Here is a 17,564-nt window from a genome sequence, read left to right on the forward strand (position 1 = left end):
GGTGCGCGTCACACCAGGGCGGCGGCCTCCTTCGAGGAGAGGCCGTCGCCCGCCGCGTACGCCGCCTCGTAGGCCGCGTCGCCGAGCACCGCGCGCAGGTCCCGCTCGGCCCTGCTCCGCAGGGTGCGCTCGATGGTCGTCGGGGCGTGCCTCGCCGGCAGCAGCGCGTCGCCGGCCCGGAGGCAGCGGGCGCCGTCCCGGGCGCGGGCGCCGCCGTCGGCCCCGGCCAGGGCGAGCCCGGCGGTGTGCAGGTACATCGTGCGCATGTGGGGGGCGATGGTCAGGGCCAGCGGGTCCTCGGACTTCTCCAGCGCCCGCCGGACCAGCCCCAGACACTCGTCGAAGCGGCCGTCCACCGCCTCCAGCCAGGCTTCAGAGCCGAGGATGAAGGCGTCGAAGATGACGAAGTGGGCGATGCCGAACTGCTGGCGCAGCAGCCGCAGTTGCTCGCGCGCCTCGGGGATGCGGCCGGTCAGGCCGAGCCAGCCGGCGAGGAACATCCGGGAGGCGGGCATCGCCTCGTTGCGGGCGCCCTCCTGGTCGGCGATCACCTCGCGCAGCAGCAGCTCGCCGCGCTCGGCCTCCCCGGTCTCCAGCAGCGCGCTGCCCAGCCGGGCGTTGAGCACGGACTTCTGGGCGCGGGCGCCGAGTTCCTCGGCCCGTTCGAGCGCCTGCTCGTAGTCGTCGGCGGCCGCACGCCACTCGCCCTTGCGCTCATGGGCCTCGGCGCGCGCGGAGAGCGCCTCCGCGGTCCCCCACACATCGCCGAGCCGCTCGTAGAGCGCCAGCGCCTCCTCGGCGTCCTGGATGGCGTCGCCGGCCCAGTCGGAGCGGTTGGCGAGCAGGTTGGCCCGCCACTGGAGGGCCGCGGCCAGCTCCCACTCGTAGCCCGGGGTGGCGCGGCAGGTCTCGACCGTCGCCTGGATGACCGTCCGCAAGCGGTCCATGTCCCCGGTGAGCATGATGGCGAAGAACCACAGGGAGCCCGGCATCCGGCAGGTCTGGGCCATGCCGGGCTCGTAGGTGGCGGCGATGGTGCGCAGCTTGGCCTGCGCGTGCTGGTTCTGCCAGGCGTCCAACTCGGTGTCCATGCACGCGAGATGGACGAGGTGGACACCGCGCCGGGCCTCCTCCAGCACCTCGCCGGTCCACGGCGGCGGGGTGTCCGTGCAGCGCTCCCACACCGGTGCGGCGGGCCGGACCGGCTCACCGAAGGGGTCGGGACCGAGGCCCTGGACCTCACGGGACCAGTTGCGGGCCTCGATGCGCAGGTCGCGCATCTGCCAGTACCAGGCGAGCGACAGGATCAGGCACAGCCCCTCCTGCTCGTCGCGAGCGGCGACGGCCCGGCGCAGGGCGGTACGGAGGTTCTCGTACTCCCGCTCCAGCCTTTGGATGGCCGTGAGTTGACGGGGCCCGCGCAGCAACGGGTCGGTGGTGCGGGCGAGTTCGCGGTAGTGCGTCAGATGGGCGCGCTCGGCGTCGGCGCGGGCGCCGGCCTTCTCGTCGAGGCGCTCACCGGCGTACTCGCCGACGGTCTCCAGGAGCCGGTAGCGCATCTCGCCGTCCCCCGAAGGGGCCGCCACCACGAGGGACTTGTCGACGAGCGAACCGAGCGCGTCCAGCGCGGCGGGACCGCACACGGCCTCGGCGGCGGCCAGGTCGCAGCCGCCGGCGAACACCGACAGGCGCCGCAGGACGTCGCGTTCCTCCTCGTCGAGCAGGTCCCAGGACCAGTCGACGACGGCCCGCAGGGTCTGCTGGCGGGGCAGGACGGTACGGCTGCCGGAGGTGAGCAGCCGGAAGCGGTCGTCGAGCCGGTCGGCGATCTGGCGCGGTGTCAGCATCCGCAGCCGGGCGGCGGCGAGCTCGATGCCGAGGGGCAGCCCGTCGAGGCGCCGGCAGATCTCGGCGCAGGCCGCCGCGGTCTCCTCGTCGGCGTCGACCCGGAACCCGGGCCGGGCGGCGGCACCGCGCTCGGCGAGCAGCCGCAGCGCGACCGGCTCCGGCAGGGGTTCCACGGGACGCAGCAACTCCCCCGGCACGCCGAGGGGTTCCCGGCTGGTGGCCAGGACGGTCAGCCCCGGACAGCGTTCCAGGAGCCTCTCCGCCAACTGGGCGGCCGCGTCGACCACGTGCTCGCAGTTGTCGAGGATCAGCAGCATCCGCCGCCGGCCGCAGTGCTCGGCGAGCCGCTCGACGGGGTCGTCGAGGCGCTCGCTGCCGGCGGCGCGCATCGCCTCAGCACCGGCGCCGTACAGCACGGTCTCGCGGGCCCCCACGGCGGTGAGCACGGCCTCGGGCACGGCGTCCGGGTCGTCGACCGGCGCGAGCTCGGCCAGCCACACCCCGTCCCGCACCACGTCGCCCACCGCCTCGGCGGCCTCCTGCGAGAGCCGGGTCTTGCCGGCCCCGCCCGGACCGAGCAGCGTGACCAGCCGGGCGGCGGCGAGGTCCCCCCGGATCGCCTCGATGTCGGCTTCCCGGCCGACGAAGGAGGTGAGACGGGCACGGAGGTTGCCGACGGGCGGGCCCGAGGGACCGGCGGCGAGAGGGTGGTGGCCGCCCGTCCCGTGCCGGTCCGCCCGGCCGGATCCGGGCCCCGCGGCGGACGGCTGCGGCCGCAGCAACTCGCCGTGCAGCGCCCGTAGTTCCGGCCCCGGGTCCGCGCCCAGCCGATCCGCGAGCAGTTGTCGTACGGACTCGTAGGCGGCCAGCGCCTCCGCCGTGCGGCCCGTGTCGCGCAGGGCGCGCAGGCGCAGGGCCTGGAGGGGTTCGTCGAGGGGGTGGCTGTCGCACAGGGCGGTCAGTTCGGGCAGGGACTGGTCGGCCTGGCCGAGGGCGAGCGCGGCGGTGTGCCGGGCGCGCAGTGCGTCCAGGCGGCGGGCCTGAGCGCGGGTCGCCTCCGGCGTGCGGTCGGGCAGGTCGGCCAGTGCCGGGCCGCGCCACAGGGCGAGGGCGTCGTCGAGGGCCACGGCCGCTTTCGCGGGGTCGCCGTCGGCCAGCGCCCGCAGGCCGTCACCGGCGAGCCGCTCGAAGCGGTGCAGGTCGATGTCGTCGGGCGCGGCGGTGAGGCGGTAACCGCCGTCCACCGAGGCGACCGCGTCCGCCCCGAGCACCCGCCTGAGCCGCCCCACCAGTGCCTGCACCGCGCCCGTCCCGTCGGCGGGCGGGTCGCCGTCCCACACCTCGTCCACCAGGAGGCTCACCGGGACGGTACGGCCGGGCCGCAGCGCGAGGACGGTCAGCAGCGCACGCAGCCGCGCTCCGCCGACCGGGACGGTCGTACCGTCGGAGCGGAGTGCTTGCGTGGTGCCGAGGATGCGGTAGCGCACGGGGTCCATTGTCTCTGCTGGGGCCGGGGCCGGTCACGGGGTTACTTCAGCGGGGTGTCGGAGGGCGGGGCGCCTAAAAGGGTGCCAGGTGGGGTTGTACGGCGGCTGCGGGTCCGTCGCGGCCGGTCGTCGGGCGGGTGCGGGTCCGTTGTGGCTTGTCGCGCAGTTCCCCGCGCCCCTAGGGGGTTACGGTCACCGGCGCCACGACGGACTGCTCGCCACGACCGGTCGCCGGGCCGGTGCGGGTCCGTTGTGGCTGGTCGCGCAGTTCCCCGCGCCCCTGGGGAATTGCAGTCAACCCGCGCCACGGCGGACGCTGCACACGCCCCCACCGGACAGCAACTGGCCGCCGCAGGCATTTCAGGGGCGCGGGGAACTGCGCAAAACGCCCGCCCCCACCAACGCCGCAGACAAAGCACCCCGGAACCCCAACCCCACCCCAGAACGTTCTCCCCTCTGCCCGGTACCGTCGGGCCGTCCCACCGCGTGCGCGTCCAGTCCAGGGAGCCCCATGACCACCGCCACCACCCGCCACAGCGACCGGCGGATCAGCCCGGTCTTCATCGGGATCTGTGCCGTGACGGCGGTGACGGGCTGGGCCACCTGGACCGGCTTCGCCGAGCTGCCCGGTGTGGCGGTGTTCCTCTTCGTCACCGGCGCCTGGATCGTCTCCCTGTGCCTGCACGAGTACGCCCACGCCCGCACCGCCCTGCACAGCGGCGACATCACCATCGGCGCGAAGGGCTACCTCACGCTGAACCCGCTGAAGTACACCCACGCCCTGCTCAGCATCGTGCTCCCCGTCATCTTCGTGATCATGGGCGGTATCGGACTCCCCGGCGGCGCGGTGTTCATCGAGCGCAACCGCATCCGCGGCCGCTGGCGGCACAGCCTGATCTCCGCGGCGGGCCCCCTCACCAACGTCCTGTTCGCGGTCGCCTGCACGGCCCCGTTCTGGCTGGACGCCCTCGACGGGGTCCCCTGGGACTTCCGTTACGCGCTCGCCTTCCTCGCGCTGCTCCAGGTCTCGGCCGCGCTCCTGAACTTCCTGCCGGTCCCGGGCCTGGACGGCTACGGCGTCATCGAGCCCTGGCTGTCCCCCGAGGCCAAGCGCCAGGTCGAGCCTTTCGCGCCGTTCGGCCTGCTGTTCGTGTTCGCGCTGCTGTGGGTGCCGCAGGTCAACAGGGTCTTCTTCGACGTGGTCGACACGGTCCTCGGCGGGCTCGGCGTCAGCGAGGGTGAGTCGGCGAGCGGCTGGGGCCTCTACCGCTTCTGGTAGGCGTCGACCCGCCCGCGCTTGACGTAGTACCAGCACATGTTGGACGACAGCCCCGCCAGCAGCACCCACACGACCCCCAGCCAACTGCCCTGCACGAAGGAGACGACCGCCGCCGCGACGGCGAGCAGGCACACGGCGAGGGCATAGAGGGCGAGGCGGGGCATTTCCACGGGCTCCTGTCAGGGGGACACTGCTGCACGACGCCGTCCAGTGTCCCCCATCCCCTCACACGTCCGTGACCCGCAGCCCCGCGTGCGCCTTGTAGCGCCGGTTGACGGAGATCAGGTTGGCGACCAGGGCCTCCACCTGGTGGGCGTTGCGCAGCCGGCCCGCGAAGACGCCCCGCATCCCGGGGATGCGCCCGGCGAGCGCCTGCACGATCTCCACATCGGCCCGCTCCTCCCCCAGCACCATCACATCGGTGTCGATCTCCTCGATCTCCGGATCCTGGAGCAGCACCGCCGACAGGTGGTGGAAGGCGGCGGTGACCCGCGACTCCGGCAGCAGCGCCGCCGCCTGCTCCGCCGCGCTCCCCTCCTCCGGCTTCAGCGCGTACGCGCCCTTCTTGTCGAAGCCGAGCGGGTTGACGCAGTCGACGACGAGCTTGCCGGCGAGTTCCTCGCGCAGCGACTCCAGGGTCTTCGCGTGCCCGTCCCACGGCACCGCGACGATGACGATGTCGCTGCGGCGCGCGGTCTCGGCGTTGTCGGCGCCCTCGACCCCGTGCCCGAGCTCGTCGGCGGCCGCCTGTGCGCGGTCGGCGGCCCGCGAGCCGATGATCACCTTCTGCCCGGCGCGGGCGAGCCGGTGGGCGAGGCCCTTGCCCTGCGGCCCGGTCCCGCCGAGCACGCCGACGACGAGCCCGGAGACGTCGGGAAGGTCCCAGGGGTCCTTGGCGGGAGCCTTCTGTGCAGCACTGTCGGTAGAGGTCATGGCGCCGACTTTACGTCCGCCCCGGCCGCCCCGGCCCGGTGGGTGGGCCGCGTCACGGACGCCCACCGGCCGGGCGCCGGGGCGCCCGGCCGTGCCCGGTTCGGGCGAATCCGGGGCGAACCCCGGGTCAGGCGCGGGCTCTTGCGGCAGGATGCGGTCCCATGGACGCCGTACGGGTCGCGCTGCTGCGCGAAGTGCTCGCCGGGACCGAGTGGTTGGGGGCCACGCGACGCTTCGCGGGCGTGCTGCGCGGGTCGGTGGTCTCGCACGGCGGCGGACTGCTCCTGGTCGGCACGCCGGAGTACGAACCGTGGCACCTGGCCGCCCATCTGGTCGACGAGGCCGCCTGGTCGGGCACACCGGAGCTGGCCCCCACACTCGTACGGCACGACGCGCGGCCCTCGGACCCCGCGCACCTGTCGGTCGGACCGGGCCGGCTCGCGGCGGCCCGGCGCGGCGAGACCCTGCTGGTGGTGTCCCCCTCGGGGTCCCCCTGCCCGAGCGGAGCCGGGAGCGGGGGGCGGCCGGGTGCCTCGCTCCTGGAGCATGTGCACGACGCCCGGCGGGCCGGCGCCACGGTCCTCTCCCTGGGCCCCGACGAGGGTGAACTCGCCGCGATGGCCCACGAGTCGCTGGCCGTTCCGGAGGGCACGGACCTGGATCTGGACACCGTGCAGCACCTGGTGAGCGCGGCGGCCGGGGAGAACGCCGTCCCCGCCCCGAGGGGCCGGCGGCGGTTCCGGGACCGGCTGTCGCGGCTGGCCGACGAGCTGACGGCGCCGCCCCCGGCCCGCTGGTAGCGGAGAAAAGCAGTTGCCGGACCGGCGGCCCTCCGCCGACCATGACCGGTCGTGACCGACGACGCCCCCGCACCCCCTTCCGGCCTTCGCGCGATGCTCCCCGACCTCGCCCCCTGGCGGGCCTCCCGGGACTTCCGGCGGCTGTGGTACTCGGGGCTGATCTCGAACTTCGGCAGCTTCCTCACCTTCGTGGCACTGCCGGTGCAGCTCAAGGACCTCACGGGCTCGGCCGCGGCGGTGGGCGCCATCGGGGCCGTCGAGCTGCTCCCCCTCCTCGTCTTCGGCCTGTACGGGGGCGCGCTCGCGGACGCCTGGGACAAGCGGCGACTGATCGTGTGGACGGAGGTGGGACAGGGCCTGCTGAGCGCGGCCCTGCTGCTCAACGCGCTGCTCCCGCACCCGGCCGTCTGGCCGCTGTACGTCGTCGCCGCCCTGTCCTCCGCCCTGGTCTCGGTGCAGCGCCCGGCGCTCGACTCGCTGTGGCCCCGGATCGTGGCCCACGACCACCTGCCCGCGGCGGCCTCGCTGAACTCGTTCCGCTGGACGGTCGGCGGGGTGGCCGGACCGGCGCTGGCCGGCGTCGTGGTGGCCTACGCGGGCATGGGCTGGGCGTACGGCGCCGACCTGCTGACCTTCGCCGTCTCCGTGGTCCTCGTGCTGCGGATCGCGTCCTCCCCGGCCTCCCACGAGGCGGCGAAGCCGTCGCTGAAGGCCATCGCGGAGGGCGCGCGGTACGCCTGGAGCCGCAAGGAGCTCCTCGGCACCTACGCCGTCGACCTGGCCGCGATGTTCCTCGCGATGCCGCTGGCCCTGCTGCCGTTCCTCGCGGACGAGCTGGACGCGCGCTGGGCGCTGGGCCTGATGTACGCGAGTGTGCCGCTCGGCGCGCTGCTGGTGAGCCTCACCAGCGGCTGGACGTCCCGGGTCCACCGGCACGGCCGGATGGTGGTGCTGTCGGCGGCCCTGTGGGGCGTGGCGATCGCGGCCGCCGGGATCATGCACAACGTGTGGCTGGTGCTGCTGTTCCTGACCGTGGCGGGCAGTTGCGACATGGTCAGCGGGATCTTCCGCGGGGCCATGTGGAACCAGACGATCCCGGACGAACTGCGCGGGCGGCTCGCCGGGATCGAACTGCTGTCGTACTCGGTCGGCCCGACCGTGGGCCAGGTCAGGGCCGGTGGTTTCGCCGCCTGGTGGGGCGTGCGGACCTCGGTGTGGTCGGGCGGTCTGCTGTGCGCGGGCGCGGTGGGTCTGCTCGCCCTGTGCCTGCCGCGACTGATGGCGTACGACGTCCGCACGAACGAGCACGCGACGCGGCTGCGCAGGCAACGCGAGGCAGCCGCGCCGGCCGCCGTCAAGGCGTGATCAGCCGTCCTCGCGCCCCGCGGGGGCGTCGTGCCACTTGGGGTCGTTCTCCCACTCGAGGTTGCGCTCCCGGGCCGTCTCCATCGCCTGCTCGGCCTCCTTGCGGCTCGCGTACGGGCCGAAGCGGTCCTTGGCGGGGCACTGGGGCCCCTCCTCGACCTTCTTGTGCTCCAGGCAGTAGAACCATTCGCCCGGCTTGCCGACCGCGCGCTTCTTGAACAAGGGCATGACCTGCTCCTCTCGCCACGGACATGTTCCCCCATCGCCGCTGGATAGACTCGTCCGCATGTCTGGCCAGTCGCTGCTCGTGCCCGGGGAGCTGTCCCCCACCCGTTCCGTGCCCGGAAACATCCGTCGCCCCGAGTACGTCGGCAAGCCCGCGCCGACGCCGTACACCGGTCCGGAGGTGCAGACCCCGGAGACCGTCGAGGCGATGCGGGTCGCCGGCCGGATCGCGGCCCGGGCGATGGCGGAGGCGGCGAAGCTGATCGCCCCCGGGGTGACCACCGACGAACTGGACAAGGTGGCGCACGAGTACATGTGCGACCACGGCGCCTACCCGTCGACGCTCGGCTACCGGGGCTTCCCGAAGTCGCTGTGCACGAGCGTCAACGAGGTGATCTGCCATGGCATCCCGGACTCCACCGTGCTCCGGGACGGCGACATCATCAACCTCGACGTGACGGCGTACATCGGCGGGGTGCACGGCGACAACAACGCGACGTACCTGGTGGGCGACGTCGACGAGGAGAGCCGGCTGCTGGTCGAGCGGACCCGGGAGTCGCTGGCCCGCGCGATCAAGGCGGTCAGGCCGGGCCGCCAGATCAACATCATCGGCCGGGTGATCGAGTCGTACGCCAAGCGCTTCGGCTACGGAGTCGTCCGGGACTTCACGGGCCACGGCATCAACTCCTCCTTCCACAGCGGCCTGATCATCCCGCACTACGACAGCCCGCACGCGACGACGGTGATCCAGCCCGGCATGACGTTCACGATCGAGCCGATGCTGACACTCGGGACGCACGAGTACGACATGTGGGACGACGGCTGGACGGTCGTCACGAAGGACCGCAGGCGGACCGCCCAGTTCGAGCACACGCTGGTGGTGACGGACACGGGCGCGGACATCCTGACGCTGCCGTAGCCCCCCCCCGCACGAAGCCCGCCCTCACCTCCGAGGGCGGGTTTTTTGTCGCCCCGACGGGTTTTTCCCGACAGCCTGTCGGTAAAGTTACCGACAGAAGGTCGGCAAGGCATTGACTTAGGTAAGCCTAACCATAGAAACTCTGGCCCATGGACTCGTTCTCGACACTCATCCGCACCGCGTCCCACGAGCAGCACGTGGAGGCGGAGACCTCGACGTTCATGAGCGACCTGCTCGGCGGCCGGCTCGGCGTCGACGCGTACGCGCGCTACACCGAGCAACTGTGGTTCGTCTACGAGGCCTTGGAAACCGGGGCCGGGAAGCTGGCGTCGGACCCGGTGGCGGGCGCCTTCGTCCGGCCCGAGCTGTTCCGGCTGCGGGCGCTGGAGCGGGACCTGGCACACCTGCGGGGACCGCGGTGGCGGGCGCACCTGTCCGCGCTTCCCGCCACCCGGGCGTACGCGGACCGGGTGCGCACCTGCGCCGAGTCCTGGCCGGCTGGATACATCGCGCACCACTACACGCGCTACCTGGGCGACCTCTCCGGCGGGCAGATCATCCGGGACCGGGCGGAGCGGACCTGGGGTTTCGAGAAGAAGGGCGACGGCGTGCGCTTCTACGTCTTCGAGGAGATCCCCAACCCGGCCGCCTTCAAGCGGGATTACCGGGAGCTGCTGGACGCGGTGCGCACGGACGACCTGGAGCGGCAGCGGATCGTCGCCGAGTGCAAGCGGGCGTTCGCCCTGAACACCGCGGTGTTCCGGGCACTGGGCGAGGAGTTCCCGCTGTCCGCGTGAGGCTCAGCGCTCCAGGAGGACCCGTCCTCCCACCTCGACCCAGTCCCCCGGCTGCGGGGCGGTGAGGATCTGGGAGCCGGCGCCCTGGACGATGTTGAGGGCCCGTCCGAGTGCGGCGGTGAGCTGGATGGCCGCGGCACCGGTGGCCTCGTCCTCCTCGACCCCGTCACCACGGCCGGGGAAGCCGCGGGCCCGGACCCGGCCGGCGGCCTCGTCCTCCCAGGCCCAGGCGTAGACCCACTCCCCGGCCGCCGGGACGGCCAGCTCGTCCACCTCGGCGGCGGTGGCGTACTGCCGGAACGTCCGCGGCGCCGCCCACTCGGCGCGCGCCTCGATCCAACTGAACTCCCCGTCGAGCCGGGTGCCGACGACACCGGCGGGCGTGACGAGTTCGGGCACGTCGAGCAGCCAGGCGGCCCCGACGCAGGGGTACCCGGCGAACGGCAGCCGTACGGAGGGGGTGTAGATGTCGATGACGCCGCGCTCGGGATCGTCGACGAACACGGTCTCGCTGAAGCCGAGCTTCGCGGCGAACGCCTGTCGCTCGTCCCGGTCCGGCAGCACGGACCCCTCACGGACGACGCCCAGCTCATTGCCGTAGCCGCCGTTCGCCGCACAGAAGACGCGCAGCACGTCGTAGTCAGTCACGGGGGAATTGAAGCATCCGCCTTGCCCTTGAATCTCCCTTGACTCTTACTTGACTTTTATTTGGGGCCATACATAGATAAGCCTCAGATAAGTTAGGCGAGCCTATCCAACCCTCAGGAGCTCGTATGCGCGCCGCCAGACTGTCCGTCGTCACCGCCACCGCCGTGGCGGTCCTGACCGCCGTCACGGGCTGCACGGAGAAGGGGAGCTCCGGGGACGGCGACCACGTGATCGACGTGACCGCCACGGACAGCAAGTGCGAGGTCTCCAAGAAGGAGTTCCCGGCCGGCCACCTGGAGCTCGCGATCGAGAACAAGGGCTCCAAGGTCACCGAGGTCTACGTCCTGTTCCCGGACGACCGGATCGTCACCGAGCGCGAGAACATCGGCCCCGGCACCAAGCAGAAGGTCACCGCGGAGGTGAAGGCCGGCGACTACACGATCGCCTGCAAGCCCGGCATGAAGGGCGACGGCATCCGCCAGGAGGTCAAGGCCACCGGCGGCACCGCCGCCCAGCGCGACCCGCGGCTGGACGCGGCCGTCGCCGCCTACCGCAAGTACGCGCAGGAGCAGGCCGACGCGACCGTGCCGCTGGCGAAGACCTTCGCCGCCGCGGTCAAGGCCGGTGACCTGGAGGCCGCCAAGAAGGCCTACGCGCCCTCCCGGATCGGCTGGGAGCGCACCGAGCCGGTCGCGGAGTCCTTCGGGGACATCGACCCCAAGGTCGACGTGCGCGCGGACGGCCTGGAGGACGGCCAGAAGTGGACCGGCTGGCACCGCCTGGAGAAGTCCCTCTGGCAGGACAAGAAGATCACCGCCGCGGACAGGACCCTCGCCGACCAGCTCATCACCGACCTCACCGACTGGCAGAACCGGGTCGGCAAGGCGGACATCACCCCCACCTCCATGGCCAACGGCGCCAAGGAGCTCCTCGACGAGGTCGCCACCGGCAAGGTCACCGGCGAGGAGGAGCGCTACTCGCACACCGACCTCGTCGACTTCAAGGCCAACGTCGAGGGCGCCGAGAAGTCGTACGAGCTGCTGAAGCCGGTCGCCAAGGAGAACGACGCGGCCCTGGTCACCGAGCTCGACAAGCAGTTCGCGGCGCTCGACACCCTGCTGGACAAGTACCGCGCCGACAAGACGTCGTACGACTTCACCTCGTACGACAAGGTCGGCGACGCCGATCGCAAGGAGCTGTCGGACGCCGTGAACGCGCTCGCGGAGCCGCTGTCCAAGCTCGCCGCCGCCGTCGTCACCAAGTCCTCCTGAGGCCGGGGCCATGACGGACACAGCAGAGTCCCCGCCTCCCTCGCGGCGCGCGCTCATCGGCTGGGGCGGGGCCGGGCTCGCGCTCGGTGCCGCCGCGGCCGGCGGCGCGGTCGCCATGACCCGCACCGGCGACGACATCTCCCCGACCGCCGCCGAGGCCGGTGCCGCCGTGGAGTTCCACGGCGCCCACCAGGCCGGCATCGCCACGCCCGTGCAGGACCGGCTGCACTTCGCCGCGTTCGACGTGACGACCGACGACCGCGCCGAGTTCGTGCAGATGCTCAAGGACTGGACGGCCGCGGCCCGGCGGCTGACCGCCGGCAAGGCGGTCGGGGACGGGGCGTACGGCGGTCTCGCCGAGGCGCCCCCGGACGACACCGGGGAGGCGCTGGGCCTGAAGCCGTCGCGGCTGACGCTCACCATCGGCTTCGGGCCGTCCCTGTTCCAGAAGTTCGACCTGGCCGAGCGGCGGCCCGAGGCGCTCGTCGACCTGCCCCAGTTCGCCGGGGACAACCTCGACAAGAACCGCAGCGGCGGGGACCTGTGCGTCCAGGCCTGCGCGGACGACCCGCAGGTCGCCGTGCACGCCATCCGCAACCTCGCCCGGATCGGCTTCGGCAAGGTCGTCATCCGGTGGTCCCAGCTCGGCTTCGGCAAGACGTCCTCGACCACGCCCGACGCACAGACCCCGCGCAACCTGATGGGCTTCAAGGACGGCACCCGCAACATCGCGGGCACCGAGACGGACCGGCTGAAGAAGTTCGTGTGGGCCGACGGCAAGGACGCCGACTGGATGGCCGGCGGCTCCTACCTCGTCGCCCGCCGCATCCGCATGCACATCGAGACCTGGGACCGCACCTCCCTCCAGGAGCAGGAGGACATCTTCGGCCGCGACAAGGGCGAGGGCGCCCCGGTCGGCAAGGCGAAGGAGCGCGACAAGCCGTTCCTGCCGGCGATGAAGCCCGACGCGCACGTCCGGCTCGCGCACCCCGACTCCAACGGCGGGGCGACGATCCTGCGCCGCGGCTACTCCTTCACCGACGGCACGGACGGCCTCGGCCGGCTGGACGCGGGGCTGTTCTTCCTCGCGTACCAGAAGGACGTCCGCGAGGGCTTCGTCCGGATCCAGCGCCATCTGTCCACCGACGCGCTCAACGAGTACATCCAGCACGTGGGTTCAGCGGTCTTCGCCGTCCCGCCCGGTGTCCGTGACAAGGACGACTGGTGGGGCAGCACGCTGTTCTCCGAGGAGGCCTGACCCGTGTTCTCCAACTACCTGATCGGTCTGCGCGAGGGGCTGGAAGCCAGCCTGGTCGTCTGCATCCTCATCGCCTACCTGGTGAAGACGGGCCGCCGGGACGCCCTGCGGCCCATCTGGATCGGCATCGGCGTCGCGGTCGCCCTCGCCCTCGGCTTCGGGTGCGCGCTGGAGTTCGGCTCGCAGGAGCTGACGTTCGAGGCGCAGGAGGCGCTCGGCGGCTCCCTGTCGGTCCTCGCCGTCGGCCTGGTCACCTGGATGGTCTTCTGGATGCGGCGCACCGCCCGGCATCTGAAGTCCGAGCTGCACGGCAAGCTGGACGCGGCCCTGCAGATGGGCACCGGCGCCCTGGTCGCCACCGCGTTCCTGGCCGTCGGCCGGGAGGGCCTGGAGACCGCCCTGTTCGTGTGGGCGTCGGTGCGCGCGGCCGGGGACGGCACCCCGCGCCCGCTGATCGGCGTGGCCCTGGGCATCCTCACGGCGGTCGTCCTCGGCTGGCTGTTCTACCGCGGCGCCCTGCGCATCAACCTGGCCAAGTTCTTCACCTGGACCGGCGGCATGCTGGTCGTCGTGGCCGCGGGCGTGCTGGCGTACGGCTTCCACGACCTGCAGGAGGCGGACTGGCTGCCCGGCCTGAACGACCGGGCCTTCGACATCAGCGACACCGTCCCGCCGGACAGTTGGTACGGCACGCTCCTCAAGGGCGTGTTCAACTTCCAGCCGGACCCGACCGTCCTTCAGGTCACGGTGTGGCTGCTGTACTTGGTCCCGACGCTCGCGCTCTTCCTCGCCCCGGTAGGGTTCGCCTCCGGGAAGGGGAAGGTGAAAGCACCTGATGAGCAGGGATCGCGGCCCTCGAAGGCTCCGCAGGCTTGACCGGAGCGCACTGATAGCAGCCTCCGTGACCGCTTTGTCGTTGACGGCGAGCGGATGCGTGGTGGTGCACGGCGAGCGGGAGGTGCTTCCCGCGACCACCAAGGCGGAGGCCGCCAAGGCGCTCCAGCAGTTCACGAACGCGTACAACGCGGCGGACAAGGCGTACGACGGCTCGCTCGACGCCGCCCACGTCACCGGCGCGCTCGGCGCCATCGACGCGGCACGGCTGAAGGCCGGCAAGGCCAACAGCCCGAGCGGCAACCCCTCGCACACTCCGCTGAAGCTGTCGGACGTGACGTACACCATCCCGAAGAAGGCGGGCTGGCCGCGCTGGTTCGTCGCCGACGCGGCCGGCAACAAGGGCGGCACCGCGCGCTGGCTGCTCGTGTTCACCCGCGACGAGCTGGACGAGCCGTTCCAGGTGGCGTATTTGACGCTGGTCGCCGAGGGCAAGGTCCCGGAGTTCAAGCAGGACGCGGACGGCTGGGCCGAGGCGGTCCCGGCGGACTCGACGGGACTGGCCGCCGAGCCCGCCGAGCTGAGCACGAAGTACGTGAGCTATCTGAAGAGCGGCGGGGACGACGTCTTCGCGGACGGAACGCACACCAGCGTGTGGCGGGCGGACCGGGCCAAGGACGCCATCAGGCCGGGGCTGGCCACCCAGTACATCGACGAGCCGCTCACGGACGACGCCTACGCGCCGCTGGCCTTGCGCACGAAGGACGGCGGGGCGCTGGTGTTCTTCGCCACCCACCACTACGTCAAGGAGACGGCCCACTCCGGTACGTCCGTCCCCGACCCCGGTGACGCCGTGCTCGCGCTGACGACCGGCGAGATCAAGCAGTCACTGACGATGCAGTTCGTCTCCAACGAGGTGGCGGTCGATCCGCCGAAGGGCGCGGGCGACCAGCGGGTCGACGTGATCGGACGGATCCAGGGACTGACGTCCGCGCAGGGCTCGTAGAAACCCGCCCCGGGCGGTTCCGCTACCGGCGCAGGGGCCAGGCCGCGTTCTCGTGGTCCGGCTCCTCGCCCACGTGCCGGGCACAGGCGTCGGTGAGGACCTCGAGCAGGGTCAGCGGGTCGGGCAGCGGGTGTTCGAGGCCGCGGACCCAGTGCACGGCCTGGTCGCCGGGCAGCCGGGCGGGCGGTACGAGGACGTAGGAGCCGCGGCAGTGCCAACGCAGGCCGGGGTGTTCGTCCGCGGTCTCGGGGTGGCAGTCCAGCTCGCACGGCCACCACTCGTCCTCGTCCTCGGGGGTGCCGCGGGTGAGGGTGAAGAAGAGGAGCCGTCCGTCGTCGCTCTCGGCGACCGGGCCGACCTCGATGCCGGCGGCCAGCAGCCGCTCCAGGGCCTCCCGGCCGGCCTCCAGGGGGACGTCGAGGACGTCGTGGACCATGCCGGTCGCGGTGATGAAGTTGGCCTGCGGCTGGTGCCGGGCCCAGCGCTCGATCTGGGCGTGGTCGGTGGTCGACTGGGTCTGCCAGGCGAAGGACACCGGGTGCCGGGCGGGTGTGGGACAGCCGACGCGGTCGCAGGAGCACCGGTATCCGGGGGCGGGGTGCGCGGCGGGTGCCAGCGGGAGACCCGCTGAGGCGGCGGCCAGCAGCAGGGCCTCACGACCGCCGTCGTCCCCGGCGGCGGTCTCCTTGGGCCGGCGTCCGCGCAGCCACTGGGAGAGTTTGCCCTGGCGGCCGGTCCGGCCGCCCGACTCCGCGCTCATCTACCACCCTCGCCTCGCTGTCGTGCGGAACAGCATGCCTCATGGTCCCACCTTCCGATGCTCCGGGGGGCCCTGAGCGGATATGAGGGGTTGGGAACCTATGCCCGGGGTGCGATGCCGTTGAGGGCGTAGTCGACGAGGGTGTCGGTGTAGTCGTAGCTGATCGGGCCGGTGTACTGGAGCCAGCGCTGGGCGAGCGGGGAGACCCACAGCTCCAGGGCGATGCGCGGGTCGATCTCGGGGCGCACCTGGCCGGCCTCCTGGGCGGCGCGCACCCGGTCGACGTAGAGCTGGAGCGAGGGTTCGAGGAGCTTGGCGGTGAAGGCCCGGCCGAGTTCCTCGTTGACGACGCCCTCGGCGGCCAGGGCACGGGAGGGGGCCTCGAAGCGGGGGTCCCTGAGCTGGTCCACGGTGAGCCGCAGGACGGCCTTGAGGTCGGCGGCGAGGTCACCGGTGTCCGGGATCGCGGACGCCTCCTCGGGGCCGGCCTCCCGTGCCGCCTGCTCGCTCAGGTCGAGGAACGCCTCCATCAGCACCTCCGCCTTCGAGGACCACCAGCGGTAGATCGTCTGCTTCCCGACGCCGGCGCGGGCGGCGATCCCCTCGATCGTGGTCCTGGGGTAGCCGACCTCGGCGACGAGGTGGAGGGCGGCGTCGTAGATGGCGCGGCGGGACCTCTCGCTGCGCCGGGTGGTGTCGGGGGCGGGCTGCTTGGAGCTCTGGGTGGCCATGGGGCGAACTTATCAGGTTGACAAGACGGTGCGTCTCGCCGCAGAGTGGGAGTCATTCAGCGAGACGAGACGTCTCGTTTCTCAATGGTCGCGGGAAAGGGCAGGTCATGACACGAGGTGGAGCGGGCGGCATGCTCGGAGTCGGCGGCACCCGCAGCAACCTGGGCCGCAAGGCGCTGCGCGGCGGGGCCCGCGACGGCCGGATCGGCGGTGCGCGGGACCCGCAGGCGGACAGGCGTGAGCTGGTGCGGAAACTCCAGGAGCGGCGGAAGGGGGAGGCGTCGACGTGATCGGCGATCCCCGCGCGGACCCGCCCTACTGGTCCGCCGGGGGCCAGCCGTCTCCCCACGACGCGTCCCTGGCCGCCTTGTACAGGTCACCGTGCCGCTTGGTGACCGTACGGCGGCTCAGCCGCTCGTCGGGCTCGCAGAGGTCGAGGAGGACCTGGCCCTTGCGGATCTGCGGGCGGCGGATCACCCGGGTGGGCACGGGGGTGACGGGGAGCCGGGTGGCTGCCACATAGCTGAACTTCTCGTCCTCGTACGGCAGTGAACCCCCCTTGACCTGGCGGTGGAGGGAGGAGCGGCTGACCCGCGCCGAGAAGTGGCACCAGTCCGCGCCGGAGGCGATCGGGCAGGCGCCGCTGTGGGGGCAGGGCGCGGCGACGCGGAAACCGGCGGCGACGAGACGGTCGCGGGCCTCGATCACGCGGGCGTACCCGGCGGGGGTCCCGGCCTCGACGATCACGACCGCCTGCGCCGAGGCCGCCGCGGTGTCCACGAGGGCGGTGCGGTCGGCCGGGGTGAGCTCGTTGAGGACGTACGAGACGGTGACCAGGTCCGTCGCGGGCAGGGCGAGGTCCGCGCCGATCCTGGCGCGCTGCCAGCGGGCGTCCCCCAGGGCCGGGTTGGCGGCGGCGAGCTCCCGGCCGAGGGCGAGCGCGGGGTCGGACCAGTCGAGCACGGTGACCGCCCGGTCGCCGGGCCAGGTGGCGGTGACGGCCCAGGTCGCGGCCCCGGTGCCGCCGCCGACGTCGGTGTGGTCGGCGGGCGCCCAGCCGGGGACGGCCCCGGCGAACGCCTCCAGCGCCGCGTGCACCGCCTCGAAGGTGGCAGGCATCCGGTACGCGGCGTAGGCGGCCACGTCCGCGCGGTCACGCAGGATGGGGCTGTCGGTGGGAGTGGCCCCGCGGTAGTTGGCGATCAACCGCTCCACCGCCTGAGCGGCCTGCCTCGCGGGAAGCCCGTCGAGAAGAGCGGCAAGAGAGGCACGAAGAGTTTCGGCAGGGGCGGCGGGGACGGTCACCCGGTGATTCTAGGGGCGGGGGTACGTGACCTCTGCCCTGACCGGGGTCTGCGGGGGGCACCGGACTGGCGGGCGGGGTCCCACAGCCTCGCGTTCCC

At 72.6% G+C, this 17,564-nt stretch carries 18 protein-coding genes; 10 read left to right on the forward strand and 8 right to left on the reverse strand.

Translation table 11 applies throughout. The features are described 5' to 3' along the window. Window positions 1-8: 8 nt before the first annotated feature. Window positions 9-3,344 (reverse strand): AfsR/SARP family transcriptional regulator, encoded by a 3,336-nt coding sequence (locus ACZ66S_RS00375; protein WP_469898582.1) that lies wholly within the window; start codon window positions 3,342-3,344, stop codon window positions 9-11. 502 nt (window positions 3,345-3,846) lie between these two features. Between ACZ66S_RS00375 and ACZ66S_RS00380 the strand changes: the two genes are divergently transcribed. After that, window positions 3,847-4,614, forward strand: coding sequence for a site-2 protease family protein (locus tag ACZ66S_RS00380; protein WP_469898583.1), 768 nt, complete (start codon window positions 3,847-3,849; stop codon window positions 4,612-4,614). On the opposite strand, the gene ACZ66S_RS00385 is transcribed toward ACZ66S_RS00380, so the two are convergent. Continuing rightward, a complete protein-coding gene (locus tag ACZ66S_RS00385) occupies window positions 4,599-4,778 on the reverse strand; it encodes a hypothetical protein (protein WP_469898585.1) in 180 nt (59 codons plus the stop codon). The two genes, ACZ66S_RS00380 and ACZ66S_RS00385, sit on opposite strands and share 16 nt — an antisense overlap. 61 nt (window positions 4,779-4,839) lie before the next feature. Continuing rightward, window positions 4,840-5,547, reverse strand: coding sequence for an NADPH-dependent F420 reductase (gene npdG / locus ACZ66S_RS00390; RefSeq protein ID WP_469898587.1), 708 nt, complete (start codon window positions 5,545-5,547; stop codon window positions 4,840-4,842). Window positions 5,548-5,708: 161 nt separating this feature from the next. On the opposite strand from npdG, the gene ACZ66S_RS00395 reads away from it, so the two are divergent. Further along, a complete protein-coding gene (locus ACZ66S_RS00395) occupies window positions 5,709-6,347 on the forward strand; it encodes a hypothetical protein (RefSeq protein WP_469898588.1) in 639 nt (212 codons plus the stop codon). A gap of 51 nt (window positions 6,348-6,398) precedes the next feature. Further along, window positions 6,399-7,712, forward strand: a complete 1,314-nt coding sequence (locus ACZ66S_RS00400; protein ID WP_469898590.1) for an MFS transporter — start codon at window positions 6,399-6,401, stop codon at window positions 7,710-7,712. Here ACZ66S_RS00400 and ACZ66S_RS00405 read toward each other — a convergent pair whose 3' ends face one another. Next, window positions 7,713-7,940 (reverse strand): hypothetical protein, encoded by a 228-nt coding sequence (locus ACZ66S_RS00405; RefSeq protein WP_469898591.1) that lies wholly within the window; start codon window positions 7,938-7,940, stop codon window positions 7,713-7,715. A 58-nt stretch (window positions 7,941-7,998) separates the two neighbouring features. Here ACZ66S_RS00405 and map point away from each other — a divergent pair, with 58 nt between their 5' ends. Continuing rightward, complete coding sequence (gene map / locus ACZ66S_RS00410; protein ID WP_469898593.1) at window positions 7,999-8,856, forward strand: type I methionyl aminopeptidase; 858 nt, start codon at window positions 7,999-8,001, stop codon at window positions 8,854-8,856. Window positions 8,857-9,005: 149 nt separating this feature from the next. Further along, window positions 9,006-9,653 (forward strand): biliverdin-producing heme oxygenase, encoded by a 648-nt coding sequence (locus ACZ66S_RS00415; protein ID WP_469898594.1) that lies wholly within the window; start codon window positions 9,006-9,008, stop codon window positions 9,651-9,653. A gap of 3 nt (window positions 9,654-9,656) precedes the next feature. On the opposite strand, the gene ACZ66S_RS00420 is transcribed toward ACZ66S_RS00415, so the two are convergent. Beyond that, entirely contained in the window at window positions 9,657-10,301 is a 645-nt protein-coding gene (locus ACZ66S_RS00420) for a PhzF family phenazine biosynthesis protein (protein WP_469898595.1), read from the reverse strand. Window positions 10,302-10,426: 125 nt separating this feature from the next. On the opposite strand from ACZ66S_RS00420, the gene efeO reads away from it, so the two are divergent. Genes efeO through ACZ66S_RS00440 form a run of 4 tightly spaced genes read left to right on the forward strand, consistent with a single transcriptional unit; the run spans window position 10,427 to window position 14,670 of the window. Beyond that, complete coding sequence (gene efeO / locus ACZ66S_RS00425; RefSeq protein WP_469898597.1) at window positions 10,427-11,572, forward strand: iron uptake system protein EfeO; 1,146 nt, start codon at window positions 10,427-10,429, stop codon at window positions 11,570-11,572. A 10-nt stretch (window positions 11,573-11,582) separates the two neighbouring features. Further along, window positions 11,583-12,830, forward strand: coding sequence for an iron uptake transporter deferrochelatase/peroxidase subunit (gene efeB / locus ACZ66S_RS00430; protein ID WP_469898598.1), 1,248 nt, complete (start codon window positions 11,583-11,585; stop codon window positions 12,828-12,830). Window positions 12,831-12,833: 3 nt separating this feature from the next. Continuing rightward, a complete protein-coding gene (efeU, locus tag ACZ66S_RS00435; protein WP_469898600.1) occupies window positions 12,834-13,706 on the forward strand; it encodes an iron uptake transporter permease EfeU in 873 nt (290 codons plus the stop codon). After that, the gene (locus tag ACZ66S_RS00440; RefSeq protein WP_469898602.1) at window positions 13,666-14,670 is read left to right on the forward strand and encodes an SCO2278 family lipoprotein; all 1,005 of its coding nucleotides are present in this window, start codon (window positions 13,666-13,668) and stop codon (window positions 14,668-14,670) included. Before efeU ends, ACZ66S_RS00440 begins: the two co-directional genes overlap by 41 nt. A 22-nt stretch (window positions 14,671-14,692) precedes the next feature. On the opposite strand, the gene ACZ66S_RS00445 is transcribed toward ACZ66S_RS00440, so the two are convergent. Together ACZ66S_RS00445 and ACZ66S_RS00450 are read right to left on the reverse strand one after the other, a co-directional pair. Then, window positions 14,693-15,430: a bifunctional DNA primase/polymerase gene (locus ACZ66S_RS00445; protein ID WP_469898604.1), complete on the reverse strand. Its 738-nt coding sequence runs from the start codon at window positions 15,428-15,430 to the stop codon at window positions 14,693-14,695. Between the two features lie 98 nt (window positions 15,431-15,528). Further along, window positions 15,529-16,161 (reverse strand): TetR/AcrR family transcriptional regulator, encoded by a 633-nt coding sequence (locus ACZ66S_RS00450; RefSeq protein ID WP_469898605.1) that lies wholly within the window; start codon window positions 16,159-16,161, stop codon window positions 15,529-15,531. 107 nt (window positions 16,162-16,268) lie between these two features. Here ACZ66S_RS00450 and ACZ66S_RS00455 point away from each other — a divergent pair, with 107 nt between their 5' ends. Continuing rightward, window positions 16,269-16,451, forward strand: coding sequence for a DUF6243 family protein (locus ACZ66S_RS00455; RefSeq protein ID WP_469898606.1), 183 nt, complete (start codon window positions 16,269-16,271; stop codon window positions 16,449-16,451). A gap of 25 nt (window positions 16,452-16,476) precedes the next feature. On the opposite strand, the gene ACZ66S_RS00460 is transcribed toward ACZ66S_RS00455, so the two are convergent. After that, window positions 16,477-17,466: a small ribosomal subunit Rsm22 family protein gene (locus tag ACZ66S_RS00460; protein ID WP_469898608.1), complete on the reverse strand. Its 990-nt coding sequence runs from the start codon at window positions 17,464-17,466 to the stop codon at window positions 16,477-16,479. Window positions 17,467-17,564: the final 98 nt, after the last annotated feature.

The sequence above is a fragment of the Streptomyces sp. NPDC107471 genome (genome assembly GCF_055582845.1).